The 25,739-nt window shown below is 55.1% G+C and carries 30 protein-coding genes; 13 read left to right on the top strand and 17 right to left on the bottom strand.

What is annotated here, in order from left to right:
- Positions 1–258 precede the first annotated feature (258 nt).
- Positions 259–1,104 (top strand): hypothetical protein, encoded by an 846-nt coding sequence (locus HNP46_RS30255; RefSeq protein WP_184596506.1) that lies wholly within the window; start codon positions 259–261, stop codon positions 1,102–1,104.
- A gap of 238 nt (positions 1,105–1,342) precedes the next feature.
- Here HNP46_RS30255 and HNP46_RS30250 read toward each other — a convergent pair whose 3' ends face one another.
- Positions 1,343–1,609 (bottom strand): hypothetical protein, encoded by a 267-nt coding sequence (locus HNP46_RS30250; RefSeq protein ID WP_184596504.1) that lies wholly within the window; start codon positions 1,607–1,609, stop codon positions 1,343–1,345.
- 96 nt (positions 1,610–1,705) lie between these two features.
- Between HNP46_RS30250 and HNP46_RS30245 the strand changes: the two genes are divergently transcribed.
- From HNP46_RS30245 to HNP46_RS30235, 3 genes are all read left to right on the top strand, one after another.
- Positions 1,706–1,882, top strand: coding sequence for a hypothetical protein (locus HNP46_RS30245; protein WP_184596502.1), 177 nt, complete (start codon positions 1,706–1,708; stop codon positions 1,880–1,882).
- A gap of 47 nt (positions 1,883–1,929) precedes the next feature.
- The gene (locus tag HNP46_RS30240) at positions 1,930–2,502 is read left to right on the top strand and encodes a hypothetical protein (RefSeq protein ID WP_184596500.1); all 573 of its coding nucleotides are present in this window, start codon (positions 1,930–1,932) and stop codon (positions 2,500–2,502) included.
- Positions 2,503–2,975: 473 nt separating this feature from the next.
- Complete coding sequence (locus tag HNP46_RS30235) at positions 2,976–3,686, top strand: hypothetical protein (RefSeq protein WP_184596498.1); 711 nt, start codon at positions 2,976–2,978, stop codon at positions 3,684–3,686.
- Here the strand turns inward: HNP46_RS30235 and HNP46_RS30230 are convergent.
- The gene (locus HNP46_RS30230; RefSeq protein ID WP_184596496.1) at positions 3,678–4,073 is read right to left on the bottom strand and encodes a ParB/RepB/Spo0J family partition protein; all 396 of its coding nucleotides are present in this window, start codon (positions 4,071–4,073) and stop codon (positions 3,678–3,680) included. The genes HNP46_RS30235 and HNP46_RS30230 overlap by 9 nt on opposite strands.
- Complete coding sequence (locus HNP46_RS30225) at positions 4,066–5,076, bottom strand: tetratricopeptide repeat protein (protein WP_184596494.1); 1,011 nt, start codon at positions 5,074–5,076, stop codon at positions 4,066–4,068. Before HNP46_RS30225 ends, HNP46_RS30230 begins: the two co-directional genes overlap by 8 nt.
- 420 nt (positions 5,077–5,496) lie before the next feature.
- On the opposite strand from HNP46_RS30225, the gene HNP46_RS30220 reads away from it, so the two are divergent.
- Positions 5,497–6,084 (top strand): hypothetical protein, encoded by a 588-nt coding sequence (locus tag HNP46_RS30220; RefSeq protein ID WP_184596492.1) that lies wholly within the window; start codon positions 5,497–5,499, stop codon positions 6,082–6,084.
- A gap of 26 nt (positions 6,085–6,110) precedes the next feature.
- On the opposite strand, the gene HNP46_RS30215 is transcribed toward HNP46_RS30220, so the two are convergent.
- Positions 6,111–6,584 carry a hypothetical protein gene (locus HNP46_RS30215; protein WP_184596490.1) on the bottom strand — a complete coding sequence of 158 codons (474 nt, stop codon included), beginning with the start codon at positions 6,582–6,584 and terminating at the stop codon, positions 6,111–6,113.
- A 243-nt stretch (positions 6,585–6,827) separates the two neighbouring features.
- Here HNP46_RS30215 and HNP46_RS30210 point away from each other — a divergent pair, with 243 nt between their 5' ends.
- Entirely contained in the window at positions 6,828–7,490 is a 663-nt protein-coding gene (locus HNP46_RS30210) for a metallophosphoesterase family protein (protein WP_184596488.1), read from the top strand.
- Positions 7,491–7,521: 31 nt separating this feature from the next.
- Here the strand turns inward: HNP46_RS30210 and HNP46_RS30205 are convergent, their stop codons facing one another.
- Positions 7,522–7,968 (bottom strand): hypothetical protein, encoded by a 447-nt coding sequence (locus HNP46_RS30205; RefSeq protein WP_184596487.1) that lies wholly within the window; start codon positions 7,966–7,968, stop codon positions 7,522–7,524.
- Positions 7,969–8,128: 160 nt separating this feature from the next.
- On the opposite strand from HNP46_RS30205, the gene HNP46_RS30200 reads away from it, so the two are divergent.
- Positions 8,129–8,368, top strand: coding sequence for a hypothetical protein (locus HNP46_RS30200; protein ID WP_184596485.1), 240 nt, complete (start codon positions 8,129–8,131; stop codon positions 8,366–8,368).
- Complete coding sequence (locus HNP46_RS30195) at positions 8,368–9,210, top strand: hypothetical protein (RefSeq protein WP_184596484.1); 843 nt, start codon at positions 8,368–8,370, stop codon at positions 9,208–9,210. Before HNP46_RS30200 ends, HNP46_RS30195 begins: the two co-directional genes overlap by 1 nt.
- 108 nt (positions 9,211–9,318) lie before the next feature.
- On the opposite strand, the gene HNP46_RS30190 is transcribed toward HNP46_RS30195, so the two are convergent.
- Genes HNP46_RS30190 through HNP46_RS30165 form a run of 6 tightly spaced genes read right to left on the bottom strand, consistent with a single transcriptional unit; the run spans position 9,319 to position 16,906 of the window.
- A complete protein-coding gene (locus tag HNP46_RS30190) occupies positions 9,319–9,804 on the bottom strand; it encodes a hypothetical protein (protein ID WP_184596482.1) in 486 nt (161 codons plus the stop codon).
- Positions 9,801–10,427, bottom strand: coding sequence for a hypothetical protein (locus HNP46_RS30185; protein WP_184596480.1), 627 nt, complete (start codon positions 10,425–10,427; stop codon positions 9,801–9,803). The genes HNP46_RS30190 and HNP46_RS30185 overlap by 4 nt, the downstream gene beginning before the upstream one ends.
- 2 nt (positions 10,428–10,429) lie before the next feature.
- Positions 10,430–11,269, bottom strand: coding sequence for a DUF7281 domain-containing protein (locus HNP46_RS30180; RefSeq protein ID WP_184596478.1), 840 nt, complete (start codon positions 11,267–11,269; stop codon positions 10,430–10,432).
- On the bottom strand, positions 11,254–12,495 hold the full coding sequence (locus HNP46_RS30175) for a hypothetical protein (protein WP_184596476.1): 1,242 nt from the start codon (positions 12,493–12,495) through the stop codon (positions 11,254–11,256). The genes HNP46_RS30180 and HNP46_RS30175 overlap by 16 nt, the downstream gene beginning before the upstream one ends.
- Positions 12,492–13,133 carry a condensin complex protein MksE gene (locus tag HNP46_RS30170; RefSeq protein ID WP_184596474.1) on the bottom strand — a complete coding sequence of 214 codons (642 nt, stop codon included), beginning with the start codon at positions 13,131–13,133 and terminating at the stop codon, positions 12,492–12,494. Before HNP46_RS30170 ends, HNP46_RS30175 begins: the two co-directional genes overlap by 4 nt.
- Positions 13,133–16,906, bottom strand: coding sequence for an ATP-binding protein (locus tag HNP46_RS30165; RefSeq protein ID WP_184596473.1), 3,774 nt, complete (start codon positions 16,904–16,906; stop codon positions 13,133–13,135). The genes HNP46_RS30170 and HNP46_RS30165 overlap by 1 nt, the downstream gene beginning before the upstream one ends.
- Positions 16,907–17,205: 299 nt before the next feature.
- On the opposite strand from HNP46_RS30165, the gene HNP46_RS30160 reads away from it, so the two are divergent.
- From HNP46_RS30160 to HNP46_RS30150, 3 genes are all read left to right on the top strand, one after another.
- Positions 17,206–17,856, top strand: a complete 651-nt coding sequence (locus tag HNP46_RS30160) for a Ref family recombination enhancement nuclease (RefSeq protein ID WP_311771853.1) — start codon at positions 17,206–17,208, stop codon at positions 17,854–17,856.
- 207 nt (positions 17,857–18,063) lie between these two features.
- Positions 18,064–18,600 (top strand): hypothetical protein, encoded by a 537-nt coding sequence (locus HNP46_RS30155; protein WP_184596471.1) that lies wholly within the window; start codon positions 18,064–18,066, stop codon positions 18,598–18,600.
- A 277-nt stretch (positions 18,601–18,877) separates the two neighbouring features.
- Positions 18,878–19,555, top strand: a complete 678-nt coding sequence (locus HNP46_RS30150) for a hypothetical protein (RefSeq protein WP_184596469.1) — start codon at positions 18,878–18,880, stop codon at positions 19,553–19,555.
- Between the two features lie 59 nt (positions 19,556–19,614).
- On the opposite strand, the gene HNP46_RS30145 is transcribed toward HNP46_RS30150, so the two are convergent.
- From HNP46_RS30145 to HNP46_RS30135, 3 genes are all read right to left on the bottom strand, one after another.
- Positions 19,615–20,256 carry a hypothetical protein gene (locus tag HNP46_RS30145; protein WP_184596467.1) on the bottom strand — a complete coding sequence of 214 codons (642 nt, stop codon included), beginning with the start codon at positions 20,254–20,256 and terminating at the stop codon, positions 19,615–19,617.
- A complete protein-coding gene (locus HNP46_RS30140) occupies positions 20,253–20,789 on the bottom strand; it encodes a hypothetical protein (RefSeq protein WP_184596466.1) in 537 nt (178 codons plus the stop codon). The genes HNP46_RS30145 and HNP46_RS30140 overlap by 4 nt, the downstream gene beginning before the upstream one ends.
- Before the next feature lie 265 nt (positions 20,790–21,054).
- Positions 21,055–21,297 carry a hypothetical protein gene (locus HNP46_RS30135; RefSeq protein WP_184596464.1) on the bottom strand — a complete coding sequence of 81 codons (243 nt, stop codon included), beginning with the start codon at positions 21,295–21,297 and terminating at the stop codon, positions 21,055–21,057.
- A 158-nt stretch (positions 21,298–21,455) separates the two neighbouring features.
- On the opposite strand from HNP46_RS30135, the gene HNP46_RS30130 reads away from it, so the two are divergent.
- A complete protein-coding gene (locus tag HNP46_RS30130) occupies positions 21,456–21,635 on the top strand; it encodes a hypothetical protein (RefSeq protein WP_184596462.1) in 180 nt (59 codons plus the stop codon).
- Between the two features lie 340 nt (positions 21,636–21,975).
- On the opposite strand, the gene HNP46_RS30125 is transcribed toward HNP46_RS30130, so the two are convergent.
- Positions 21,976–22,263, bottom strand: coding sequence for a type II toxin-antitoxin system RelB/DinJ family antitoxin (locus HNP46_RS30125; RefSeq protein ID WP_184596460.1), 288 nt, complete (start codon positions 22,261–22,263; stop codon positions 21,976–21,978).
- 209 nt (positions 22,264–22,472) lie between these two features.
- On the opposite strand from HNP46_RS30125, the gene HNP46_RS30120 reads away from it, so the two are divergent.
- Complete coding sequence (locus HNP46_RS30120) at positions 22,473–22,733, top strand: helix-turn-helix transcriptional regulator (RefSeq protein WP_184596458.1); 261 nt, start codon at positions 22,473–22,475, stop codon at positions 22,731–22,733.
- 95 nt (positions 22,734–22,828) lie between these two features.
- Here the strand turns inward: HNP46_RS30120 and HNP46_RS30115 are convergent, their stop codons facing one another.
- A complete protein-coding gene (locus HNP46_RS30115; protein WP_184596456.1) occupies positions 22,829–24,154 on the bottom strand; it encodes a hypothetical protein in 1,326 nt (441 codons plus the stop codon).
- Between the two features lie 118 nt (positions 24,155–24,272).
- The gene (locus HNP46_RS30110; RefSeq protein WP_184596454.1) at positions 24,273–25,739 is read right to left on the bottom strand and encodes a hypothetical protein; all 1,467 of its coding nucleotides are present in this window, start codon (positions 25,737–25,739) and stop codon (positions 24,273–24,275) included.

Raw genomic sequence — 25,739 nt, 5'->3', positions numbered from 1 at the left:
CATCACTTCCATTGGGCATACGCTTAAAACCAGTCACAAGACTATCTCCTAGTTTAAGCGTGAGGCCCTGTCCTCAGATACAGGGGGCCAAACCACCAGGTGCCCTCCGAGAGAGTGCTTTTTACGTTCGAGCCTGAAGGAAAGCTGACAATTGGCAATGCGAAATTGCCAAGTTTGCATGACACTTTCCACATGGCATTGTCCTACGTGGTAATTATTACAGGGTTGCCACGAGCGTAGTGCACCAGGAGGGAGGACATGACTACCGACATCAAGGCTGACATCCACAGCCGGTATCTCCGAATCATCCGCCTTGTCGATGATCTGCCCGAGGTAAATCTCGAGACGTCGGCGCTGTTCAAGCGGCTGTCTGAAGGCAAGTCAGCGCTCATCTTCCCACCGCCACTGGCGCTGTCGCAGCCCTGGTACGAAGTCATCGAGAGTGATGAGCCAATCCCCATCGAGAATCCATTCGAAGCGGAGGAGGTGGTCACTGCCAATGTCCAGCTGGAGCTTTGCATCGCTCAAACCTGGTGGAAAATCCTTTCAGGCGCCAACAACGTGGGCCTGATCGTCACCCACCCTCAATGGAACGAGCTTGGCTTCCAATGGCGTGTGAACAAGATGAAAGTGCCGGCTGCAGATGCCAGCACTAAGCTCTGCTGCCACCACGACCCGGCCATCGACTTCATCACCACCTCGGCCCAGCTGAAAGCTGAGTGCAAGTTCCAGATCGAGCGGCGCGTCGAGCAGCTAAAGATCGTCCACGAACACAGCAAGGAGGAGGCCATCGAACTCCTTCGAGGTATGTTTGAGAAGGAGAATCCGAGCCCTAAGTCTGGCCCGCTGATTCGCCGAAACTTCAACCTTGCTGCTGCCAAGTTCAAGTTCAATGAGCTTGAGATCCGACTGGTCGAGCGCAAAGATGAGGGGCTTCCCCCATACCCGGATGCTGCAGAAACGCAACAGCGCATCGATGGGATGATCCGAGATCACCTGCAGAATGGATGGCAGATGGATGGCGAGGATCTCTTCCACTGGAACTGGTCGATCCAGAGGATTGCCCCGGCCGCTCTTGGGCCTGAGCACTACCTGGACATCTAGCCGGAGATCGAGACGGTTGCTCTCTGGTCGCCACCAATCAGGCGCCAGCGCCGTCATAAATGGCTTGTTCTGCTCCTGAGGTCTCTGTAAAGAGAGGCTCGTAGGGGAGCAGGGCAGGCGCGTAAGCGCGAGTCGCCACCAATTGCCTGTCTGCCCCATCGACAGGCCCTATAACAGCTTCTGCCTCCCAACCGCTTCAGGCCCATAGAACAAACACCCTCCGAAGCCCATGGCTTGGCTAGCCGTTTGTGCTTTGCAGGAGACGGCATAGGCTGGCCAGGGTGGTCAGTGGTAGCAAGATGGGCCACAGCAGGGCGTTTGCCACCCTTATACAGTCTTCATAATCGCGCCCGTTGCGTTGGCCGGCTGCAGGAGCTGTGATCTCCGAATTGGCAATCCCTGGCTCTTTCATGTCCTGCTCGAGAAACGACGGATATCGCCGGTACAGCGCGGTCAGACTCATGGCCACCGCGCAATAGCCCAGGGCAATAGTGCTCCAGTGCATGGGTGCAGCTCGATCTTGTGGGGTGAAGGTTATGTTAACCGTCGCCTTGCCAAAGGCCATCTTTTTCTATGAAATTGCACACAAAAGGGAGGATCTATGACCGACGAAGAGTACGAAGTAATGAAGAAGCGACTTGAGTACCTTGAGTCCCAGGGTGTGAATATTCCGAAGTCTGACCAATTCAACAGAATCCTATCTATCGCCGTGCATGGTGCCATGGCCGATGAGCCTGCAGGACTATTGGCCGGCCGCCGCCGTAACGACGAAGAGTAGTTCAACCATAACGCCACCAAGGAGGTGCACCAGCCAGGACTCATTCCATGAGCCTCACCTCCACGAAACACACTTCCCAGGTCATGGGTCTGATTCTTCGCCTGATCAGGTGCTTTAGAGGGCCTTCCGACCCACAGGGAAAGATCCTAGCCTCCGACCTTAAAGGGCTTCGCGATCAGCTCAATAGACTGCAGCTTCCAGATCTGTACATCCAGCATGGCCTGCACAACAAGGAGATGCTGTTCAGTCGTGCTTCCAAGGTGATCCGCCTCGGTACGGCATACGGCTTCACAGCAAACCGTGCGCAGCTTCTGGCGGGGTCTGGAACTCTGCACCTTACAGGGAACTTCGACGGTTTCCACCGGGTGCTCCGTATCTACTTCGATGGGGACATGCACCATGGGCCGATGGTAGACATCGTTCCAGATGTCCCCAACTTCACCGAGGAGCTGGATGTCAGCGGCCAGCCCGAGCTGGAAGCGATCTTCGAGAATCGGCTTGAGCAGAACTACGTCAGTTTCGATGAGCTCGTCGGCGAGGTAGCCCTGAGGCTCCACAAGATGGAGAGGGAGCGCCCGGTCATCGAAGAGGCTGTTCGTAAGGCGCGCGCCAAGCGCTGAATTGCGGCCAGAGGCCATTACTGCGAGAATCGTCAACCACTCTGCACTGCAAGGAAGCTGAGCATGGAAAAGATTCGTGCGCTGGAGCTAGGAATTCTCGCCCTGGGTGGCGGCTTCATAATTGGCCTTGGCCTCTTCTACAAAGGGGCTCCCAGTGCAAATCCTGAGCCCCCCTCCGGAGCCGTGATTGCGACACAAAAGGCTCCGGAGCCAAGTAGAACCACCTCCCTGGCCGCGACACCAAAACCGCCCAGTTCCACAGGAACCACCAGCTCAACTTCCTGGCAGTCGAATCCAGGAAGCACTGTCAGTGCTGCGGACGCGAGTTCGAATGAGCGCTCTCAATGCATGCGGATTGTTATGGGTTACGGCAATGACGTAGCCAAGACGCTTCGAGAAGGTGGAACTGAGGACGACGTCCCGTATCCGAATATCCCCTCGCACTGCGAAAAGTACCTTCAATAGGACTCGCTATGCTGGACGCCCGCTATGACGAGCAGCTCTCCGCTGCACCACACCTGGCTCTCTATCCAAACCTGATGCCATGGGTCGGAGCCGGCTTCGCGAGTGCGGATCTAAAAGTTCTTCTCCTGGGTGAGAGCCACTACCTGATGGAGACGACTACCTACCATCATGATGCCGAAGCGTGGTACGCAGGCGTTTCTCTCGACACCGCAACCGATATTGGATGGATGCGTACCAGGTCGATCATCCGAAAAGGAATTGAGCTCAATTGGGCTGGCAAGTCGAAGACGATCTACCGCAACTTGTCCACGGAACTGCAGCGCACAGGCTTCGGCGCCGGCCGCGCGCCCTTCGAGAGCCTGGCTTACATGAACTTCTTCCAGCGGCCGGCTGAGAAGACAGGCGACTCGATCCAGGTGAAGGAGGTCGACCGGAAGGTGAGTTCGGCCACCGTTGCCCATGTCGTGGCTTGCTTGCGACCGAACCTGGTGGTGTTCTGCAGCAAGTTAGCCTGGCGGGTTGCAAGCGACGAAGGCCTGGTGCTCGCGTTACGCGAGAAGGGCATCGCCGTAGGAAATACGCCTCATCCAGCGTCCGCCTGGTGGAACCGTGCCTCGAAAAAACGTGGCGGGCGCAACGGCCGGCAGGTGTTCAACGATTTGCTGAAGCAAAGTGGATTCGTTGCGGCCGCCGGCCAGGCCTCGGGCGATTCAAACTGAATCGTTCGCGCTCGGGAGAGCAGGAACAGTATCCGCTCCAAATTCGCGGTGCAGAGCCTGAAGGCTGTGCAACTGTTCCGCTGGCGAAGGCAGGTATCCGTCAATGTTGTCGAGCAGGATAATTTCCTGGGCCTCCTCATCAGTCACGTCCCATACCCTCACTGGCAAACCAGCCAATCCAAGGCGCTCAGCAATAGCCAGGCGCCGGCCACCCCTGAGAACCTCGAGTCGATCATGAACCACGCGCACATCGAGAGGTTCGAGAATCCCATGCTCCTGAACGCTCAGCAGTAGAGGATCGTCAGCTTCGATGAAGCTACGCCGCGCGTTCTTCGAAAAGAGATGCTTGATGCCGGCGATGTAGACTGCTGGGAGTTGCTCAGTCACTTGGGGTCTCCGAATGAGTCTCAGGGGCTGGCACAGTACCGCCGGCTCCAGCTGGCGGCAACCCAAGGCGTTTACGCAGCGCTTCTGCCTTTCGCTTCACACCGATTTTGGGGTCAATAGCCAAAGCAGCATCCCAAGCTATCAAGGCATCTGCTTGCCGACCCAGGGCCTCTAACACCTGACCGAGAACCCGATTCGATTGTGCGTCAACTCGAGGGTGGAGAAGGGTGGCAGCCCTCAGCCGGTTGATAGCTTCTTCAACCTCCGACAATCGGAGTAAGTCCTGGCTTTTCTGCTCAAGGAGCTCTTCGGCTTGCGTGCACACTGCCCAGAGATCGTCAGCGTCTCTGCCAACCTGATCAACCTCGTCAGGAGCTATACGCACCTGGCTGCCATCTTCGTACTTGGCGATCAGCTGTCCTTTCTTCTCATCAATGCGGTAACTCTTAGGCCACTGCTTGTGCAGTTCCTTGCGGAAGAGCAACGATCCGGTGTCCAAGTCGAAGAAGAACACAGTGCCGCCGTCGACGTACTTCTTGACGTGTCCAGCTGTCTGACAGAAGGCATATCGCCCATTTGGGGAAATGCCGCTGACGAAGATGTTCGCCCCCAGGCGGTGGTCAATGACCAGGTCGCCAGTTTTGGATAGCACCACGAAGCGACCAGACAGTTCTTGATCACTCAGCCAGTCCTCTGCTGCGATCAGGCCGGTGTTAGACACTGTGGCCCGACCTGGCCGAATCAGAGTTCTCTGCTGCACAAGCTCATCAGTTTCCCTGGCCCAGAGGACGAGGTTGGGTGCCTCTCCTGCAGACTGAGAGTTTCCAGTAACGGCCCATCCAACGACATAGCGCCCATCTGGTGAAGGAAAGCCACGCCCCATGAACGGTGGGTTCATGGAAGTAAAGAACCCGTCATCCAGACTGCCATTTGCCGCGAGCGATTGCTCTAAACGGCGCGGACTCTTCTTTTTGCCCCCAAAAATCGTGTTCCACCATCCCATGTAACGTCTCCTTGTCTGTGTGGGATTCGCAGCTTAATCGACCGGAAGATCAGAGCGTAGTCGCGCAAGCGCGCAATTGGCGAGGGGTATCAGGCCGCTCTGCGGGTTCGCGCATGGTGCAGCGGGTGCATTTCCCAGTCGACTCTGACTCTGGTTGCACTTCACGGCCGCAATGAGAGATGAGTGTCCTAGTGTCTCCGGCCGGCGCCGGGAAGAAGTGGGCTATTCCAGCTCGGTTTAAGGCGTCGGTGAGCCATCCTGGGATGCTGGTGTGCTTGCTCACGGTCATTTCCAAACAAAAGAGCCCATTGGAAACAGGGCGAAGAGCATACTCAAACGAACGAACAAATGAAGCTCTACCCCAGGGCTGACTCTCTATGAACTGCACAAGACAATCCAACTCGAGCAAGGAGCCCCTCCATGGCGGTAAGCGCCGCGAAATTTCCAGGATTAACCCAACCTGTATCGGCTGAGGACTACGTCTTTCGTCTGCTCATGAACAGGGCAGAGCAGAAGCTGACTCCCGGTGTCGGCTCCGACTATGCAATGCAGCAGGCAGTTAAGGAGCTCAGAAAGGCCGGCCGGTGGACTGATGATGTCCAGATCCAAATTGGGCTGAAGAAGCCGCTGCGGTCGAAAGGCTACGTGCGCATGCTGCACGGCGTCCCATCACCGCGTCTCTTCCCGGCAAAGGCCCCGAACTGGCCAATGATGGTCGCAAAGGACGCCATCTACTTCTTCGCCCATGACCTGAGCCGGCGCCAGACGCTGATGCTTGAGGCGATGCCACATCTGCCTTCGGTAGATGACTTACGGCACTGGCTGGAACATTTCAGCACAACCAGGTTCGAGAAACAGCTGATCGAGGCGCTAGTGAAAGAAGGCGACGCAAAGGGATACGGGAAAGCCGCCATGGAAGCTGCGGAGATCGACCGCATGGCTTGGTTCACAGGCCAGAAGTCGATGACTCTGGCAAATGCAGCGCCGGTCTGGAAAGCGAAGGTCTGATGGGGCCTTCCGATGGCCCTCAGCGATCAGGCCTCTGTGGACTTGAACTTCAGGACACCATCGTGCGACCACTTCGCGTAAGGCTTCACAATGGCTTCAAGGGCCTTCGAGAGTGAGCCTTCAATCTTTTCGTGAGAGCCACTCAACATGACTATCTGATCGTCTTCTCTCATGATGATAGAGTGGCTCATCATGTCTTTATCGACAGACACGTTTTCTAGACTATCAACATTGATCTTAACTGAATGCGACTTCAGCCTAAACTTTCCGCCGTCCAAACTTGCCATAACGCGCGCTTCGAAGTTATCGCCAACCTTAATGGAAAGACGATTCTTGTCGTCGACTAGACCATTAGCTCTAACGTCGATTATCTGCATGAGAGTTCCGTCGGCATCTTTTTGCAGAAGATAGACGTACTGGAAATCCTTGAGGATTTTTGTCACATGACTTTTGAAGTCGCCAAGCCGAAGCATTGCAAATTGATCTAGAGTAGCGCCCATATTTGCTCTGAATGTTTTGCTACGCAGACTCGTTCGTGAGGGGGATGCGTACTTTAGGTGCGCAACTGGAGCCCAGCGAAGATTTGTTGGTTTGGTTATAGTATTGGCAGTGTAGACACGGTGCTAGCCGTGTCAACGCGCCGAGATGGTATTGTAGAAACTACAGGTTTACAAGATTTTCCAACAAATTGCGGGACTAGAGACTTACATCTGGATGGACGGCATGGGGAAGCGAGCGCAAGAATGAGCGCCATATGGTTCTGCGGAGATCCGCACGGAAAGCTCGACTACCTGGTCAGAGCCGTCTTGGCACAGAAGCCCAACGCCATCGTACTTCTGGGGGATGTGGAGTGTGCTATTCCGCTTCCGGTGCTCGTGCGTTCGATCCTTCCAGTGTGTGAAGTCTGGTATATCCCCGGAAACCATGACGCCGACGAGCAGCGCTACTGGGATAACCTCCATGCCTTACAGGGGAGAAGCCTGCATGCCCAGGCCAAGTTGGTGGCCGGGGTGGAGATCGCAGGGCTGGGCGGCACTTTTGACCGCAAAGTGTGGCACCCTCATGCACTATCCGGCTCCGCCCAGAACCGGGACGAGTACCTGCTGCAGATAGATCAGCGTCGTGTTCACCCAGAAGCGAAGGAGAACATGGCGATGATCTCCCAGGGCTTTATCTACCCGGACGACTACTTCTGCACCGCCATGCTATCTGCGGAGATCCTGGTAACGCATGAAGCGCCTAGCTGCCACAGGCATGGGTTCGTTGAGATCGATGAACTGGCGCGCTCAGTAGGGGCCAGGAAGGTGTTCCACGGCCACCATCATGAGTCGTATCGAGAAGGGAATGTCTTCGGGGTAGGGTTCCGGCAAATAGTCGACCAGGACGGTCGGGAGATCCAGGTCTGAGCTGCCAAGACTTTTCACCAGCAGGGTTCGTTCAAAGGGGTAGGCTCTGCTGAGGGTCAGCCATTGACTTCACATTCAGCATCTGGGACGACAGCGCTTGCAGTGCGGCCCAGATAGCCTCATCAGCCTCCTCTGCGGAAGCTTTACCCATCTCGAGGTCTACCAGGGCTCCAGTGGCAGCGAGTAGCTTCACTTGGACTGCGTGGAACTCGGCGGCGCTTGGCCGCCTGCCGGCTGGGAAGTCCGCAACGACCGCGTGGTTTGCCTTTGCCAGGGCTTCAGTGACGTAGTGGGCCCCACAAGCGCGCTCAAATGCTGGGATGTAGCTGATCGGCAAGCGACCTGTCTCAAGCCACTTGTACAAGCGCCAGACGTTAACTCCCAGGACATCTGCGACGCGCTCAGCGCTCATCTGCCTATTGGCCTTGGCCTCCTGGAAGCATCTCTTCATTGCGGCGTGAACAGTCTGATCGTGCATGTCGGCATCCTTGGAATCACGCGAGGACACTAGCACGACTGGCATTTCCAAAGCAGATCTTCTATTGGAAACGCATGTCGCATACTTCCATCGAGACGGGTTCCAATGCCCTTGCAGGCTGATAGTATCGAGGCATTCCCTGACGGTGGAGACTTAAGCCATGTCGGATGGCCAAGGCCCTGCGAAGCCTTCTATCGCCACAATACCGGCCGAAAGCGCCGGCCTTCAGTCGCTTCTTGTCGACAAAGAACGGCAGGGCGCCGAGAAGATGGAGGAAGGTCGCAACCTTGCTCCTGGAGCAGCTGCTGTTATCGACCAACAGGCCACCATAGACATGGAGGCGCTTTTTGCTCGCTATGGTGTCGGCCACCGACGCTACGTGCCGGCAGGGAAAGCCTGATGGTCTCCGCCTCCCAGTTCATCCAGAACCACGAAGAATTCATCCACCTGGTCAAACGCGTTTACGGGGGCACCAACGTCGACGAGATCCTGCAACAACACCAGCTGGTTATCGTGGGCGGCCAGGCCCTGGCATTCTGGTTCGTGGCGCTGCGCCTGCAGAATTCAGCGTCGACCCTGAACTACCTCTTCAGCGATGACCTGGACTTCGCCGGCACCAACGGCGCAGTGTCATTCTGCGAAGAGCGCCTGGGCATTCGCTTCAAGCGGCCATCGGAAGTGGAAGGTGGCATGCAGCAGGCTACCATCAACCTCGGGGCCGCGCGCATCGCTCGCATAGGCTCGGGAGAGTCGATCATCGTCGACGTGCTATCACACGTGCCGGGCATTGCCGACTCTGACCTGGCGCGCGGCATCGACGTGATCGCGGTGGACGGGGTGGAGTTCGCAATCATCAACCCGCTGCTGTGCCTGAAAGCGCGCGTCTCCAACTTCTACGCGGTGTACAAGCCGGACAAGGTGAAAGAGCTCGGTCGAATCCAGCTCTGCGTGCAGATGATCCGCAAGTACCTGGCCGGCGACCTCGGCGCCGATGGATGGTCAAAGCAGGTTTCCAAGGACATTCAGGTGCTGGCCGAGATGAGCCTCTCGGAGCAGGGCAGAAACCTCGCGGTCGAGCATGGTGTCGACTTCATGGAAGCAGTACCTGCCGACCACCCGCAGCTGCACGCGGAGTTCCTGGAGCGCCAGCTCCCAAGATTGAACGCTCAGATCCAGGCAGAGCGTGAGCGACAGGCGGCGCACAACGCTCGGTTTGGGTACAAAAACCCGCTGCTCAGGTAAGGGTGGGGTGTAGCGCTGCCCCCCACTTACCAGACGCCCTGAGTCGGCCGTATCATGGCAGTGCGCTGGGCGTCCCACACCAGGCCAATCAGGGCCGAAATGTCGTGCTCACCGCTTTGCTTGGAGCTTCATTTTCCTCTCTATCTCTGAGTTCCAGGGCGACTGGAATCGCTCGATAAGCACCCGCTCTTCAGCATGAGATAGGCTTACAGGCTGTCCGAACACATTGGCAACATCAGAAGCTCTGGCGTAAATCGAGTATTTGCGCCCGTTACGCTGTCCATTTCGGAAATACCCTGCCAGCTTTCGTCCTGATTCTTGCCCCTTGGCAGTCCCGGTCGTGAAGTAGCCGTCCTTAAATCCACCGCGATGCGTGTTGAATCGGCTTTTAACTCCACCTCCGCACCGGCCAACATACACAACCTTAGACCTATCTTCGATTCTCTCTACCCAGGCATAGACCTGCTCACCTTTGTAGTTGCCAGTTGGAGTTTCAGGCTTGAACTGGATGTCGTCCTCACTGATGCAGATTGGCCCGCAGTAGGAAAAGCCAAGCTCTATCAGCTGGTCTACATGATTGTTTTCGAGGCTCATAGAGATTCCAGCATCCGATCTAGAGTGAAGGGCTCCGAGATACCACGAGGCAGTGGGTCTGGATTGAGGTTTGCGACTGCTTCGAAGTCTACCCGCCAGTGAAGCCAAGGGTCGATGGGCGCTGAAGAGGCGAATGCTACGAGTGAGCAGAAACTATTGGGTTCCCAGAAGGTTTTGTACCAGGCAAGGAGCCGATCCTTGGACACATGAACAAGGTCTCCAGCGTGAGCCTTCCATATCGCAAAGTGCACCTCACTGCCCACCAATGCGTTGATCTGCATACCGAACAGAAAAGGATCGCCTCCTAAAACATTGCAGTTCCTACCGGTGAGTACCATGTCGTATCGCGGAAGGATGTATCCGGTCTGCAGCTTGAAATGCATACCCTTGCGGATCTGTTCATGCTGCGGGTAAGGGGAGCGGCTGTACGAGGTCAGGATTGGCGGCCGGCCATCTTCGCCTGGTTTTCCAATGATGGCTGCATTGCACCGGAAGACCACGTTGCGGCTTTCGACCTCATAGAGCATCACCATAAAACCTGGGCGTCCATCGACTCGGACATCAACCCTCGCGAGGGCGTAACCGGCCGGCATGTCGAAACCGGCAGAGTCCGTGATATCCAAAATCATATCTTCAGCCCAATCAGTTTCTCTTGAGGAAGCGCCTTACCTGCTCGCTGAATAACTGCAAAAACACGCTGCATTTCAGGGTCGGTTAGGGCCTGGAGCATCGCAGGCTTTTGGGTGATCTGCTTCCTGTAGCGATCTTCAGTCGCGATCTGGTTCATGAGCTTTTCAAGAATCTCGGTCGAGGGCGCCAGATACCGGCTGAAATGGGGTAGGGAAGCCGCGATTGAGATCCCCTCTGGGTCGTAGTCGGTGAAAGCCAGCACAGGTTTCCCCAGGGCCCGAAGAAGGTCGTAGGAGGCATTGGTCTTGTAACTGGCCGGCGCGCCTCGGAACACCACGAGAGGATTGCCTGGGAGGTCGGTCAGAAACGGGGTTTCATGCGCCAGCTCGAAGCTCTCCCAGTTCTCGATCAACAGCACCTCCTCATGATGAGAATGCTGAGCGACATAGCTCCAGTCCTGATCGAGGCAGCCACCTGGTGGCAGCGTGATCCGGCCGGCGCCAAGAAGCAGAGGACGCCCTGGCAGGGATTTGATCGCAACCCTTCCTGCACGGAGGCGCTTGCGGCTGTGTTTCTCATCCCCACCGTGCTCAAGAGCCTTATGCCGTGGCAGTTCATTCCAGTCGGTCAGGCCTGCGGCCGGGTCTACCTTCGCTTCATTCCGAAGAATGACCGCGATGCGCTGCTTGTCGGCCGGCGCGATACGCCAAAGCGAACCGACACGCTGACCAAGACCGAACTCCTCCAAGAAGGCATTCAGCTGAGCGCTGGGCCTGAAGTCAGTCTCGGGCGATTGGTAGATGGTAGTCAGGCGCTTGATCAGGCTCGTTTGCACAGGTGGACGTCCTCGATCACCACATTCCCGCTCAGGCGGTCTGATTCGTTCTTTGCCACTTCCGAGACATGCAGCCTCCGAACTATGCCAGCGCCGGCCCTTATTTGCTTCTCCAGAAGGTTCAGGAAGCACAGCATGCAGGATTCCTGGTCGTACTCCATCGTCTCGGGAGCACGCGCGAAATAGGTGGCTGCTGATATTGGCGTTTGAGTCCTTGCTGCTTCGTTGAGGAGTCGCTGGGTTACCACCACCAGGGGAGACCCTTTGATGATAGCGGCCTTCGGGGCTTCTTCTCGCACCAGGCGGCCAGGTGTACGATCAACTGGCGGCGTAGCGACCGTCGACTCAATGCTCTTAGCCACCTCGACCAAGGCGTCGCGGACATCTTCACGGCCGAGATCCACCTCCAGCTGGATCTTCATCGGCTCATGCTGGTATGCCCAGTCGGGAATCTCTGGGTATTCCTCAGGCTCCCGGATCTCGAATGCAGGGTTGCGCCGTAGGTGCAGCTGAAAAGCCCGAATACGCCGCGCTCGAGGCTGGATAGCTCTCAGTTTGTGAAGGTAGACGCGCAGTACGCTGGTGATGTCCGTGTTAGCGGAACGCCAACCGGCAGTATGCGCGAGAATGTGACGCTCATAGAGGTCGAACAATGGCTCTCGCTCAGGCGTTTCCAGCTCGTGGAGCAGAGCAGGTGCGTCGAAGGACTCCAGCGCAGCTTTGATGCGAGTCAACTGATCCAGGTAGTGCTGATTCTGCTTTTCCTTCTCCTTGTAGGTGCGGACATTGCCGAAGTTGTTCTCCACTGCAGTACGCACCAGCAAGAGGAATTCATTCATGCTATCGGCCATGGAAAACAGCTCGAAGTCGTACTGACTCATGATGCTGTCACAGTCATCATCGCGACCTTCGAAATGAGCATTCGAGTAGTCGTCCATGAGTTTGATGATCACACCCATCGACTCAGCGAAGTCAGCCGAAACGCCATATGACCTGGACTTGTGGGTCACCTCGTCGAAGAGCCGACCTAGGGTTGGGGAGACCCGATAGGTGTCCTGGACGCCAGGGTTCACCCGGATTGCGCGAATCTGGAGAAGCTGATTGAGCTTACGACTGTTGTCCTCGTCGCGAACGATGTAGCCCTCAGAGTACATCCTGGAAAGCAGGGCCCGGTTGCTGTGAATCTGCTCCAGGTAGTCTGTTACAGAATCCGCGACGATGCTCATGCCTGCGTCCTCTTGTCGAAGTCGGAGTCATCCTCACTGATTTTCTCGTGGAGCATGATGTACTCGATGGCCTCATGCACCCACTCAATCCGGCCGGTGAACATGTAGGTTTCAGTTTCCGGATTGATCAGCTCCAGGTACTTCTCATCACGAAACCGTTTCACGATGCCGGTGAGGCGCCCTCGGTCTGAGCCATCCTTAGGGACAATCCCGGTGTCGGCCGCTGTCTGGCGAAGCTGCTCCTGCAGGCCAACATTCTCGGCGATTCGCCCCATGACTCTGTTCACTTCGAGCCTAGCGCCAGCGGAGACAGAGCCATCGTCCCCGGTCAGGCGCATTACCATCTCCAGGAACGCGGTCATCGGCCGGTAGAGGTTTTTGAGCTCGGCGAAACGCTTCTTGGCGGCTTTCTTACCCTCGCCATCAATGTCAGCGTAGGCCGCGAAGAATGCGCCGCCATCCCTGGTACTCGCGAGGCGCAACCCCATCCGACGCAGGTACTGATCGACGTCATCGCGATTCAGAATGCCCCCATTTTCACGCGAGCTCCTGAGGAAATCGAAGCCCTCGCGGTCAGTGACCTGGCAAATGAACTGGCCCTCGATGAGCCCTGTAACCACCCGAGCAAATTGACTCATCAGTTCTCCTCCATGACAAGTTCATGGTCTTCATCTTCGCCGTCCACCGCCAACTCACAGGTAACGAGCCGGCGTTCAGCATCGAGCTTGTACTTGTTTTCAAACAGCATGAGCGTCTCCGCATCAGGCTCCGGAAAGGCTGTACAGAGGGTGATGAAGTTCTGGGACAGATAGCGAGTGAGGGAAATCGTGTTCTCGTCGTCAATCGCCTTCAGCTCATCGAGACACCAGGTGAGTTGCACAGGGGCGCTACCGCGCGCCTTTGACAGGAAGCCTAGGAACAAGCAGATGAGCACCAGGTAGCTCAGACCGTTGGAGGAAATGTTCTCCAACTCCACCTTGTTGCGGAAATGCCGGACGTTTCCGTTCTCTCGAACGGAGCCACGAATGCTGACAAGGGCCTTGAAATCGGCCTGGATGCCGGTCTTGATATCCCAGTTTTCGAGGAGCTGAAGCAGTTCAGCAACGGCTTCTTCACTCGGCAGATTGTCGTTATCAATCCACTCATCGCGTGCGTTGGTGATCTTGGAAATGGTCGGCCAGTAATCCAGATCCTCGACGGCCGAGAAGAGCGACACCTGGAGATCGGTGATACTGTCGAACACCTGGGAGCTACGAGTCAGGTGTTCCTGCAGGCCTGAGTTGAAACGACTGATCTTGTCAGTGAAGCGCTTCAGTTCACGGTGCATAGACGACACCGAGCTATGGATGCTCGAGGCGTCACTGCTCAGAATCAAGCGGCTTCCTTCGTGGTGTCCAGAGAACCATTCTTCGATCAACCTGAGCTTCATTCGCGGCGTCACGTCGCCGTCATTTTCGTCTCGAAGAATGCCCAGGCGATCCTGCAGGTAATCGGAAGGCGGCGACATCGGCATGCTCAAGAAGGCCAGCTCCATCTTCCCGACCTGGTGCTCAAGCTCCTTGTGCAGCTTGCGAGACTCTGAAAGCTTGGTGCCGAGGGCACTTCGGAGTACCGGAGCACGCCAGGCGGGGTCGTACTGCAGGTACTGGTCTGTCGGCCTGTACGACTCAAGGTCATTCTTGAGGACACCAGTGGTTATACCCAGGTCTTCGGTGATCGTCCGAATAGCCTCTTGCGTGGAAACAATGGCACGGTTGATATCGTCCTTGATTCGCTCCCAATCCGCGTTCACGCGACCGAGCTCGGCCTTGGTGTCGAGAAGCTGAACACCTAGTTCTGAGAGTTCCCTCTGGAGCTCAGGCTCGGTGCACTCAACATGGTCGTGCCAATACTTCCACTCGGCAATGAGCTGCTGCCAACCCTCTATTTCGGTGATCCTGCCTTGCAGAGTCTCCACTTCATCTTTGAGCCTGGTGATTACGTCAACATCAGCTCCGGCTCCTTTGAGCTCGGTCGTCTGGGTGTCTTTCAGCTTCTTGATGGCGTTCTGAGTGGCAAGATCCTGCTCTCCAATGCTGCGCTGAAGGTCGTTGCGTTTCTGCATGAACTCGTTGCGGAGGCGGGTGCGCTTGGCGTCACCCTGACTTCGGATATCGGCAACCTTGGCGGCCACCTCTCCGTTGAACTTGTTCTGCTGCTCCGTCGCTTTGTTGCACTCAACGACCGTATCAGCCCAGTGATTGTGGGCACGAACACTGGCATCACGCCTGAAGTTCTCCAGTTGGGCCTTGAGCTCATTCAGCTCCCTACCAAGGGTCTGAGACCTGGAATTGGCCTGAACCTGTTGCGACCTCAACCTACTGGCTTCTTCAGCACGCTTGCCCATGGACAGAACCAAGGTATCCCGACGCTCAATGGCAACGTCCTTGAGGCGCTTCCGCTCGGCAAGTTCTTCCTCCGCCTCAGCAATAAGCTCCTGCAACTTGGACTCGTCGGCCTCTTTAGCCGGGTCAAGCTGATCAAGATCCAGTGCCACGCCAAAGAACGAATCGACCAATTCAGCCTGCTGAGGACTCAGATCGGTACGCTGAAGCAACTCCGGGTTGATGACCTTGGCGATGTTCCTGGCCCATTCCGGACGGCTTTCTCTCAGGAAGAAGAGGAGCGTATCCCGATTCGGCGTGTGCGCCTGGATGATGTCTGAAAGGACGGATTCCTGCGCCCGGATAGCCTTATCTGCCGCCTCAATTGCGGCCTCGTACTTATCCAACTGCGACTGGCCTGAGACTTTCTCAGCGTCCATAACAGAGAGCAGCTCTCTGATCTCGAATGCCTTGCTCACGGCTTCATGAGACTCTTCGGACTTCGCTTCGACCGCTGCGGCAAGTTCAGGGTTGTCCGGAGGGTTATTTTTCCCGGCGAGGGCGGCGCCTACGTCCTGGTTCAGCTTGTTGATCAGGTCGGCAAGCCGCTGAAGCTCTGGCTGAACGGTCTCCTGGTAGGTCTCGACATCTGACTCGACCTCGATCTCGATTGGCACCAGTGCGAGGCGCTCTTCTTCGGCAAGTTGCTGAATTCGGCCATTCGCCTGCTTCTGGAATGTCACGAGCCGGCCTTGCTCGTCGAGGATCAGCCGGTCGTACTTCTGATTGATGTGCTCGAACTCGCCCTGAAGGACATCCAGTTGCTTGCGGGTAGAGGAGAGTTGCGTCCGGAATAGCTCAAGCTGGCCGGTTTCCGTCCGCTTCTTGAGGATGTCTTGCTTCTGATACTCCTCACGCTTGAGCCCGATTTCTCTTAGGGCAGATTCAATCGAATCGATTTTGACCTCGATGCCCTTGATTCGCCCCTGTATGTCGGTGGCCTTAATGTTGTGCTGATCCAACTTCTCAGCCAGTTGCCCCTGCAGCCTGGTCTCATCATCCCTATGCTTCCCGAGCAGCTCGGTCAGGTGCCCCTCGACGAAGATGAACTGTTCTTTTAGCTCCCGGATCGCCTCAAAGGCAGTGTCGATCTGACGCTGGACATCTTGAGCAGTCTCGACCAGGGGCTTGATACCCATGATCTGTTTGTAGGCCCGGTAATCCCTGGGCCAAGTCTCAACCTTCTTCCGCTCATGCTGGATTGAAACGCCTGGACGCCCGTCGAAAACCCAGTCAGCAACCACCTGCCGGAGCACGTCAAAGTTCGCCTCCCTCGAAAACATCCCGCGAGTGAGCTTCTCCAGGTGCCTCAGCGACTTGCCGTAAGTGGTGAAGGCGTAGTCGTGCGACAGCGCGTGCAGCTCTGCCTTCTGGGGCCGCTCATAATGCCCAGGCTGCCAGTACTGAATGATGTACCGGTAATCCTGGTAGGTGGTGATCTGCTTGTCAGCACAGGGGATCTTCAGATCGCTCAGCCGGCGCCGGAAGTCTTTGTTGAGTACAAACTGATCGTCATCGGTGACGAACATCTCACGCAGAAACCCATGCTTCACGAACCGGAAGTGCACCTTGTCGCTGGTGGTATTGCCGTAGGCCACCACCATGCGAAGCTCACCGTTCGGGCGCTGGTACTCGTAGGCGATGTACGACGTCGGGTTAGGAAGGTAGAACTCGATGAAAGAGTCCTTTCCTCGGGACACCAGGTAGGTTGGCTCGACACCGATGAAGAGCAACGCAAGAGAGAGCAGCGACGTCTTGCCTTTCCCGTTGCGGCCGGTGAGCGCGGTGCCCCCATCGATAGCCATCGTCTGGACGCGCCCGCGCGACAGAGAGTCGATCAGGTGGATGTTCAGGAGCTTGAACAGTTCACCGGAGGGCATTTCCAGTTCACTGCCGGCCAATGGCTCTTCGACAGGATCAGCGGATTCTGGAAGATCTTCTTCAGCGAAAGGAAGGCCGAGAGGTTGAGCTTGTTCTTCTTCGATCATCACTCTGTCCTAGATGGATGGTTCGAAACTGTCTAAGTCTGGTGCCAGAGGCTATCACGACTGGGAATCAGGTTCAGCCATTTGCCACCATAGTGCCTCGAAACAGGAGTAGTCGGAGGAACAGGCGAAGGGGGGCGGGCAGACACTCTGCAATTTCCGGCGAAACCGGCGTCGACACCAAGTGCTGTATCTCCTAACATCGCCACAAGCCCGGCAGCTCTGCTGTCGGCCTACAACTGAGACCGCCCTTAGGAAGGCGAGTGTCTCGGCATACCTATTTCCGCTTCAGGAATGAAATCGTGAGCGAGCGTCCCGTATCGGCTGCAGAGAAAATACTGCACGACCGTATTGCCCAGCTGGGCTGTATTTCCTGCCGCGCTGACGGCCACTACAACAACTGGGTGAGCATTCACCACGTCCATGGCCGAACAAGACTCCACTGTCACATGTATGTTCTGCCCTTGTGCGAGGCACATCACCAGAACGAAAAGAACGGTTCTATCGCTGTTCACGTGAACAAGGCGCGCTGGGAAGAACGCTACGGTGACCAGGATGATCTCGTAGCCGAGCAGTGGGCGTCTTTGGGCGTCGCCTACGAGCCGCCGGGCAAGAAATCCGGGGTCTCAAAGTCCAAGTACACCGCAACCAAAGGTCTCAAGGAGCCGCCGGCACCGAAGCCCGAGCGGCCACCGAAACAGGCGAAGCCAAGTGTGCCTAAGCGACCGCTCACCAAGCAGCAGGAGCAGCTCCTGGAGCATCGAAAAGCTGAGCAGAAGAAGGTTGCCGCCGTCTACGCCGAGAAGGCGAAGGCCTCACAGAAGGAGCGAAGGGCTCAGTATCTTGAGGACAACAAGGACGCCATCGAGGAGCAGAAGGATCAGCAGCGCCAGCGCAACCGAGACTTCCGAAAGAAAATGCGTAAGGCCAATAAGCTGAAAAAGGCCAGCTAGCAGCACTGCGCATCAAGTGGCACCTGAGGAGGTTGGCCAGAAGGAGAGGTCACTAATTCCGTGGCCTCAAGCCCGGCTGGGTGCAGCTGAGGCTGGCCGTCGCGTCACAGCTAGAACCGAGTGCGAGTTCACCTGCCGGCGCGCCAGCGAATGGCTCCAAATCTACCCAGGCCGGTGAACATCATCAGCAATATCGAGGAAAAGGACATGAAGCGGGTACTGCGTTGGGCTCACGAATTTTTCGGTGAAATCAGGACACTCATCCGAGAGACGTTCTTCACCGACCGTTCCATGAAGCAAGAGCTCATGCAAAATGCGGTCAAATCCCTCAACGACACTGGCCCTGAGAAGCGCATGGAAGCCGGGTTGACTGAGGTCGCGACAATCCTGGAAGAGCTCCCGTTGGAGGTCTTCCTGAAACATGAAGACGACCGGGTCTTCTGCAAGGACGTGTTGTCCAACCTTCCGACACTCGCAAAAGAGCCTGGCACGGTTTGGCGCGGCAAGCTCACCGTTGAGCAGAAGAAGCGGTTCAAGGATGTCTGCACTGACGAGGGGCCGCGTGCAGGCATTTTCCATCAGTTCGACGCGGAAGATGGCGACCTCGTTTCGGCCCTGCAGATCCTCAGCGCGATGTTCGCACTGGACAGAGAGGAGCAGAAGCCGTTCAGGGGAGGCAATGGACTGCGCTTCAAGCTCTTTGGAACCTCGTTTTTGCTTTCATGGAGCTCAGATCGAGGCTGATAAAAAATTTTACGTCCTTCGCGATTACGAGGGCCACTTCTTTTCGCAAGCTGAAATTAGTTTCTCCCCCCCCCATCAAAAAGTGCACATTCCGTTGAATCCAGTGGGCTGCGCCAAAAATGGACTGCACAATGGAACCTTCGACTCATAGTACAAAGTATCAGTCGAGCTAGCGCAAAAACGCACTTTTGGAATGACGCCGTAAGCCAAGGGCTATTCCAATTCTCGATAGATTCGTTATTCTTCTCACCCTCACATCACTTAGCAGGGTTGATCAATGGAACTTCTTGACAACGAAAAGCGGAAGAATCAGATACTGAAGCTTGTCGAAGAAATGATAAAAGACGACAGGCAGGCAACAGCTTTGGCGCTTATGCATGCGGGTCTTCAGTGCATTGCCGAAGAGTACCCTGCAGAAAATTCCCAGGCCGATATAGCCTTAATCAAGTCAAATTATCCTAAAGCGACGAGCAAATCGATCAAGGAGAGGAGCATGGCTCCAGGCGGGGTGAACACAACCATTGCTACGTGCAAGGTGCTCCTGGATATTGCTCTCGACTACTCCCCGCTGTCACACGTCAGTGACGTGATGGAAAAGGACTTTTCTAACCCCGAGATGATGGAGAGTCTCCAAAATGTTATCGGAGACACTTACATCAAGTGTATCGAATCTGGAATTTCAGCGTTTGGAGCATCTTCCATGATGATCATCATGGGGGCAGAAATGGGAATTCATGCAGGTGCAAACATGTACCAGATTACCCGGCCAATCAAAGATGCTCTTGGGCGGATAGCGGAGACCTCTTCTGACAAATTCGAAAGGGACAAGAAACTACGCGAATCTCAGGCGATTGACATGATCAGCATGCAACTTGGCGTTAGCAAGAAAACAGCAAAGAAATATGTTGATCATTACAATGAAATCGCTGAAAAGGACAAGAAAAAGCCAAAATGACTTTAAGCAAAGTCAAGCAATGCACTCTTTAAGATTAATTGGCCTTCGATCCTGAAGGCCTAGAGAGAGAACCCTTCATCGATAGTTGCCGGAATCTTCGAGCCGGAGTTTGCTTGTTCCAGGAGCTCATCAGTGTATACAGCCACGCTAGCTGATTGTGCAAATGATGGCGCCGGATTCATGTCCAGTGCCAGGGCCAGAAGCGCCGAGTAGTTGAAGATCAGTGCCTCAAGCTCCTCAACCTGCTCAAGATCGAGCTCCGCGAGGATCAGCGCATCCTCCGGCCGCAGGGCAACGGAGATGACGTCCTCTCCGGTCTCGCACGACGCTGTAAGGAAGCCGTCGCCGAGAAGCTGCTGGCGAAGGTCGGCAAACTGCTCGTGCGTTCGCACCTGGCACATCTCGTCTGCTCCGAAGAAATCCTCCGCACTGCTGAACTCGTAATTCGGGCCCACTGGCAAGGCAACCAGGTAGACGCGCGCCTGGCCACCTTCGTTGTCCTCGTCGTCCATGCAGGCGTAGTCGATGGACGAAGAGGGCACCTCCGTCAGAAACACTCCCAGGGAGCTGTTCGCATCAGCGCCCCGGCCGACCTTCTCTTCAGTGAATCCATCGAGCTGCTGCGACGTCCCGTGGAAGGCGACCATGTACTGCCCATTGGCAACCAAGGCCTTCAGCTCGTTGACTGTCCTGGGTCTCATAGCGACAGCTCCGTTTCCTCGGCCTTGCGGCATGGCGCAGGCGCCAGCTCTGGCGCGCGCATCAGCTCCCACTGGATCTCACCGTTGTCTAAGATGTTCCCCCTGGCAACGTCCTCGATCTGCTCAGGATCAAATGCTATGTACTCTCCGATACAGCCGTCCTTCACACCCACTGCTCCGTCGTAACCGAGACTCTTCCAGTGCTCAACATCTCCTGGGAAGACATCCTGAGAACGCATTCCATCCAAGATGATTGGGTTCTCCATGCGCACGAAGCAAGCTAGTACGAAGGGTTCATCTTCATCCTCATAGACGTCGCCAAGGGCAAGCTCGGCGGCGCCGGTTAGGTGGGGCGTGAAGTAGCAGCCATACAATTCTTTTTCGAATCGGTAGGGGCGCCAGGCCTCGTTATCCCTCGCGGTGCCATGGAACAGCAGTAGCGGCCTTCCGTCAGCGTGACAGGCCTTGGATCGCCCGTAATCGGTAGGCTGGAGCGCCAGCAGCTGTTCGTAGGAGATTTTTGGCCTGGCCATGGGCATTCCTCAGAGGTTTGAGTGCTCCTCCAGCTTACCTAAGTCGTTGTTTTGAGATCAATTTTAGTGATCGGTCGGAGCAAATCTTATAGGCCATAGCTATCTATAAGAGTCCTCCTTAGCGTCAAGCTGGAAGGCTCTTTTAGCCTTAAATTGCAGGGCAGGGTGGGGAGGGGAGTAGTGTCATATTCAAGTAACGCGTTACCTTTTCGAATGCTCATTTATAGCAACGCGTTACCACAGAGTTTCACCTGAAAGCCACGATTCACGGGGCCTGCAGCCAATTGCAGTCTTCGAGAATCTTTGTTGCTTCGTCAACGTCGTGATCCCATTCGGCACGGCTAAAAGGCCGAACACTTGTGCGTCCAGCCAGACCAATAGCCTGGCTTTCATCTGTCAGCGTGATGACTTTGGCCGGGTCTTTGACCCAGGTATTGAGGTTAGCCAGGTGGCAGCCGGCGTTATCCCAGTGAAGCGTGCCGTCTGGACTGCATAGCCAGGCGTGCATGATGAAGCCATAGTTTTTATCCAGGACGACCTGGATCGGATGCCCGTAGCTACGCTGAAGCGCTACGGCCAGGAAAAGGCTCTTGCCGGCGGCGTAACGCGCGAAATGAGGTGCAGATTTGAGTGCACAGAATAACTCAGCGCTACGCAGAGATCATGATGACGACACCGAACGAGCTGCTAGTCGACGAAGAAGATGAAGTGCGCGAATTGAACGACGCAGATTTCAAGCAGGCACGCGGCGCCAGCGAAGTGATGAGTGAACGCCTGAAAGCCAAGCTGGGCCTGGCTGGCCATGGAAAAGACCAGAAACGGGGTGAAAACGTCGAAAATCGCTAGGTCATTGATTTTGAAGGAAAAATACCAGTTAAGTCCTGTAATAAAGATTACAGGAGATAGCGAGTGTGGGAGGCCGGGGAATCTGCCCTGCTGCTACGGTATAACATTGCATCTACCCCTCCGCTTGTCGTCAGTCACGATTAGCTAGGTTTTCGGTCATTAATTACTACCGCGCCGGAATCGCCACGGGCGACCAAGCCTATGGTTGATCAGGTCACTAATTCCTAGAGGCCGCGCGACTGAAGGCCGTTCATTGCCTGGATTTCGGACAGCTGTAAGTCACAAAAAAATAGAAAAACGAACAGTCACAATTGATTTACATCCACCAGGGCCAGGGGTGTTACTCCCCTGCCCCCTTTCCGGCGATTCCCAGCTCGCTGAAGGCCGTTTGGAGGTTTGGGTACTGGGTGAGGCCTTTGCCCTGGGCGACCTCATCCAGCACTCTGGCTGTCTCGGCACTGGGCTTTTTGAGCAACCAGGGCGTGACCTCTTCAGGGTTGGTTACCAGTTTCTGCAAGAACATCCGGATGACCTGGGATTGTGTCAAACCGTAGCTCTCGATGATGCGCTTCGACTCTTCCTTCACCTCAGGGTCAATACGAGCCGTAAGGATGGCGTCTTTGGACATGAATCCCTCTTGTATGACGTTTTAATACGCCATGCAATTTCCGCACAAAGGTACCACCTGGTCAACCACCCTCCTCTAGGCCTGCCAGCCTGGCTACCGCCGGCAAAACTGCAGGCAAGTTGAGGTCAATTTCATCTCGGTCATCGCCCCTTGCTGCCGGTCGAAATGTGGAGTATTAATCGTCCACTTTCGATCATCCAGGGAAGGCCATGGCCAGCAAGCTGCTTCAGAAAATCAAGGAACGCCGGCAGGAACTCAACATCCGGGTATCCCACATGCCTGCCCACACCGGACTCGGCCGTGAGCAATACTCGGCCATCGAGCGCGGTGGGAACCCTACGCTGTCTAATCTGGAGAGGATCGCCGAGGGCCTGCAGGCAGAGGTGATGCTGATCCCCAAAGAGCTGGTCTCAACGGTAGAGGCTCTAATCAGCAACTCAGGCCGGATGGATAACGACACCAATCTCTAAATTTTAGCAAACCTAGTCTCAATAAAAACTACTCCATTCCAAACACAACAAAAGACTTCTGTGAGGTTTATTTAATTGGGGCGAAATGCCGTCAATTACAAATATAAATCTTCCACCGGCCTTAGCATTGCATCAACTGTGCACAACAGCACCCAAGAGAAATTTTCGCTTCTAAATTTATTGCATTGTTCGGCCCAGAAAGCTACTGCGGCATACCCACCAGCACCAAGATCAATATCACCCCTGAACTCATTCAGCATACTAGGGATTTTATCGTGATTAATATTTGCCGTCCGAGGAATTACTATCAATAAAATATCCGGACTCATCGTAACGACAATGTATATTCTAATGTCATTGAATTCAAGATCATACCTCTTGATTTCACCAGACCACTCAACATCTAACCCTGTAATATACTCATAAGCCCCTCTAAGAGATTTTAAGTTTTTCGGAATTATCACCAGGCTTTCACTGAAAAAAGCCTTTCTAATATCATCCGCGACCACCTCTGGTAAAATTCCTCTCCCAGCCTTAAACTCCTCAAAAAGTTCAAGATCAACTATTTTTTCCAGCATGTTACCTACAGGATAGGCAATTGATTGTAGAGCATATTTCAAGCCCGGCTCTTCTCTATCCCATATATATCCAGGCGTTCTCGCAATGTGGCGCCACTCTCCCTTAACCTTTGGTAGAAAATCATGATCATAATCAGGGCATAGGAATACAGCCCCTTCTGATTCATGGGTTATATATAACTTCTGGCCGTCCGGCAATGACTTTTTTTTATCTGCAACTACTCTGCTCCATGCTGAGGGAATAAACATGAATGGCGCCGGCTTCCCGATAGGAGTCTTAAGCTCTCTATTTATCAGATCAGCCACTATTCTACTTCTTTTGTCACTAAATCCTCCAAATCCAGAATACTTATTGTACTCCTCCAGTGCGGAGTTTAGCTGCGCGAATAGATCATTCCTTGTCCCACTGGATCTCATATCAGTATTCACGGCAAATTTAGCAAGCTCCTGAGCAAATCTCTTGCTGGCACCAACATGCCTGTCGGAAGTAGGAGATATTCTAGGGGAACTCTCTCCACAGATTTTCTTTAGAGTAAGGAGGAGCGGAAACTCACCTATAAGTTCCTTATCTACTTTTAATACATCGGGCACACCCCAAGTGCGATTGACATCCATCCATGAATCGAACAAAAACTCACCTAGGTTAATTTCCTTACAAGTTGGGTGCAGCTTTGCATGCCAAGCCTGCAATCCCTCCACACATATTCCAAGAATAATCATTGGAATAAGCCCTAACTCCTCTGCCTCCTGCGTTGATAGTCCTCCGTCTACACATATGGCTTTATTATCGCCCCTAAAGAAAACCGACTTTAGCTGGGTTATGATTAAATGCTGGATAAGCATAGCAATCTCCTAGAGCCAAGACTCTAACTATAGACTCTTGAATCCCGATTACCACATCCAGCACTGTAGGCACCTGGAGCCGCTAAATCTGCAGCCCCAGGATGGTTTTCCCGTCGGATCAGAAACGTACTCCTAAGCCATCAGCCAATGCCTCCCCAACTTGGGCACAGGCTCGTTCCTGGGTCTCGTGATACTCCCGCAAACGAGCCCTTTCCTCTTCTGGCGTATCCCTCGGCTTGTTCCAGAGTGATCCAAGGAGCACCTGGTTCTCTCTGTAACGAGGGTGCAAGAAAAACTGCTGGCAGAGATCCTCGATGGCCGGGCGTTCCATCAAAGTCGGCAGGATGTACGTGGCAAAGGTATCGATATCTGGCTTGTACTCTCGGTAGCCGTCTGCTTCTGTCACCGAAGAGAGATCGAAGGCCAGAACCGCCTCCAGCATAGGCACCTGGTACAGCGCCCTGACAATAAGCTGGACAAAATGATGCACGTCCCCTGCTTCGTGAGCGCAGAAGGCCTTCACGACCAGCCCCAACCCGTAACGATCTTCGAACCTGTTGGCCGCATCCAACGCCTTGTTCAACTCCCCAAGGCGAAGGTAGATCAGGGGCAGCACCATTCTGACTTTATTCGGGTCGGTATCATCCAGCTGGAGCTGGCGCAGGGCCAACTCCTTCGCTCGAACCAGATGCCGGCGACCATCGAGTTGGAACTGGATCTTCATGTTCAAGTTGAGCAGTGCGTGGTACATCCCGTTATCTGGGAGCTCAACCATGATCCGACCTTCAAACTCCTTCGGGATCAGCTGGTCAGCCATGGCCAGGAAAGACTCTGCGACCTGTTCGGCGCTAGCGTCTCCCTGCTCGTAGAGCATCGTTGCCGCCAGCAATCCTGCTCTAAGCATGTCAGGCTGGTGCTCCAGAATTGCGTTCGCCCACATCAGCTGAAGATCAGATTCGGCAGTTGAGTCCGCGAAGTCTTTTCGCCCCCACGCAAGTGCACGATGAATCGTCTCGCAAGGCCGGCTGGGCACAAACCTTCCGCTTCCTAGCTTTTGGTCGTCGATGAACCGGTACATCGGCTGATCAGAGCGCAGCGGATCGCGGTTCTTTACCGACGCCCAGTCCTCACTCCCCAGGAATCTTGAGCAGCATCGATCAAGCACCATCTCGGCAGTCAGCCCTGTGTACTTGGCGATGGCTTCTGCCAGACGCTCCATTCGCAGTAAATATTCGCGCGGAATAACCGTCTCGACGTCCATCTCAACAACCAGGAATAGAGCAGGCTTCAGACGGCCTCGCCATTCGTGCGGAGCAACTCCCCGATAGTCTGTCTTAGCCGCAGAGATGTGTTTGAGGAACTCGTACCAGCTCGGAAAACCGAGCGCTCCGACAACAACCTCAAGGGCCTTGGTTTGCTTCAAACCAAAGGCTTTTCGCAAGTGACGAGCAAGGTCTTTGACCTTTCCCTGGATGAGCTGTGAGGTGTACTCAGGTGAGAGCGCAAGGCTAAAGCTAGCACTCAGGAAGTTGAACTCTGGTTCGAAACGCAGGGATTCGATAGCCGAGGTGTTGGACTTAGACAC

Source organism: Pseudomonas nitroreducens, from assembly GCF_014204515.1.
Taxonomy (GTDB): Bacteria; Pseudomonadota; Gammaproteobacteria; order Pseudomonadales; family Pseudomonadaceae; genus Pseudomonas; species Pseudomonas nitritireducens_A.
This window is presented reverse-complemented; position numbering and strand designations above follow the sequence as displayed.

Bases quoted from the DNA above. Each gene is read 5' to 3' on its own strand.
- HNP46_RS30220 (WP_184596492.1), top strand. From the start codon at position 5,497: ATGGCGGTAAGCGCCGCGAAATTTCCAGGATTAACCCAACCTGTATCG.
- HNP46_RS30240 (WP_184596500.1), top strand. From the start codon at position 1,930: ATGAGCCTCACCTCCACGAAACACACTTCCCAGGTCATGGGTCTGATT.
- HNP46_RS30205 (WP_184596487.1), bottom strand. From the start codon at position 7,968: ATGCACGATCAGACTGTTCACGCCGCAATGAAGAGATGCTTCCAGGAG.
- HNP46_RS30255 (WP_184596506.1), top strand. From the start codon at position 259: ATGACTACCGACATCAAGGCTGACATCCACAGCCGGTATCTCCGAATC.
- HNP46_RS30135 (WP_184596464.1), bottom strand. From the start codon at position 21,297: ATGCACGCCTGGCTATGCAGTCCAGACGGCACGCTTCACTGGGATAAC.
- HNP46_RS30140 (WP_184596466.1), bottom strand. From the start codon at position 20,789: ATGGCCAGGCCAAAAATCTCCTACGAACAGCTGCTGGCGCTCCAGCCT.
- HNP46_RS30195 (WP_184596484.1), top strand. From the start codon at position 8,368: ATGGTCTCCGCCTCCCAGTTCATCCAGAACCACGAAGAATTCATCCAC.
- HNP46_RS30175 (WP_184596476.1), bottom strand. From the start codon at position 12,495: ATGAGCATCGTCGCGGATTCTGTAACAGACTACCTGGAGCAGATTCAC.
- HNP46_RS30145 (WP_184596467.1), bottom strand. From the start codon at position 20,256: ATGAGACCCAGGACAGTCAACGAGCTGAAGGCCTTGGTTGCCAATGGG.
- HNP46_RS30200 (WP_184596485.1), top strand. From the start codon at position 8,129: ATGTCGGATGGCCAAGGCCCTGCGAAGCCTTCTATCGCCACAATACCG.
- HNP46_RS30235 (WP_184596498.1), top strand. From the start codon at position 2,976: ATGCTGGACGCCCGCTATGACGAGCAGCTCTCCGCTGCACCACACCTG.
- HNP46_RS30190 (WP_184596482.1), bottom strand. From the start codon at position 9,804: ATGAGCCTCGAAAACAATCATGTAGACCAGCTGATAGAGCTTGGCTTT.
- HNP46_RS30170 (WP_184596474.1), bottom strand. From the start codon at position 13,133: ATGAGTCAATTTGCTCGGGTGGTTACAGGGCTCATCGAGGGCCAGTTC.
- HNP46_RS30165 (WP_184596473.1), bottom strand. From the start codon at position 16,906: ATGATCGAAGAAGAACAAGCTCAACCTCTCGGCCTTCCTTTCGCTGAA.
- HNP46_RS30150 (WP_184596469.1), top strand. From the start codon at position 18,878: ATGGAACTTCTTGACAACGAAAAGCGGAAGAATCAGATACTGAAGCTT.
- HNP46_RS30125 (WP_184596460.1), bottom strand. From the start codon at position 22,263: ATGTCCAAAGACGCCATCCTTACGGCTCGTATTGACCCTGAGGTGAAG.
- HNP46_RS30250 (WP_184596504.1), bottom strand. From the start codon at position 1,609: ATGCACTGGAGCACTATTGCCCTGGGCTATTGCGCGGTGGCCATGAGT.
- HNP46_RS30225 (WP_184596494.1), bottom strand. From the start codon at position 5,076: ATGGGATGGTGGAACACGATTTTTGGGGGCAAAAAGAAGAGTCCGCGC.
- HNP46_RS30130 (WP_184596462.1), top strand. From the start codon at position 21,456: ATGACGACACCGAACGAGCTGCTAGTCGACGAAGAAGATGAAGTGCGC.
- HNP46_RS30215 (WP_184596490.1), bottom strand. From the start codon at position 6,584: ATGGGCGCTACTCTAGATCAATTTGCAATGCTTCGGCTTGGCGACTTC.
- HNP46_RS30245 (WP_184596502.1), top strand. From the start codon at position 1,706: ATGACCGACGAAGAGTACGAAGTAATGAAGAAGCGACTTGAGTACCTT.
- HNP46_RS30115 (WP_184596456.1), bottom strand. From the start codon at position 24,154: ATGCTTATCCAGCATTTAATCATAACCCAGCTAAAGTCGGTTTTCTTT.
- HNP46_RS30155 (WP_184596471.1), top strand. From the start codon at position 18,064: ATGAAGCGGGTACTGCGTTGGGCTCACGAATTTTTCGGTGAAATCAGG.
- HNP46_RS30210 (WP_184596488.1), top strand. From the start codon at position 6,828: ATGAGCGCCATATGGTTCTGCGGAGATCCGCACGGAAAGCTCGACTAC.
- HNP46_RS30120 (WP_184596458.1), top strand. From the start codon at position 22,473: ATGGCCAGCAAGCTGCTTCAGAAAATCAAGGAACGCCGGCAGGAACTC.